The sequence below is a fragment of the Klenkia sp. AC732 genome (genome assembly GCF_979256525.1).
In genome coordinates, this window is sequence record NZ_CEEDOS010000178.1 from 1 (window position 1) to 236 (window position 236).

Below are 236 nucleotides of genomic sequence, written 5' to 3' on the forward strand. Positions count from 1 at the left end.
CCGACACCCTGCGGGCCCTGCGGGTCGAGCGTGCCGCGGCCCGGCTGGTCGCCCGGCCCGACCGGTCGGTGGCCGCCGTCGGCACGGCGTGCGGGTTCGCCGGGGAGGCCCAGTTCCACCGCGCGTTCCGGGCCGTCACCGGCCGGACGCCGGCCGAGCCCCGGGGTGGCACGCGGCGTCAGTGAGCCGGCCCGCAGGGTGAGTCCCGGCGGGTCCCGGGCGGCGCAGGGTGGGTG

1 protein-coding gene is annotated in these 236 nt (G+C 82.2%); it reads left to right on the top strand.

Translation table 11 applies throughout. The features are described 5' to 3' along the window. The coding region (locus AC0IVP_RS22165) for a helix-turn-helix domain-containing protein (protein WP_471759312.1) at positions 1-185 on the top strand (185 nt) is incomplete at its 5' end. Between the last annotated feature and the right edge of the window lie 51 nt (positions 186-236).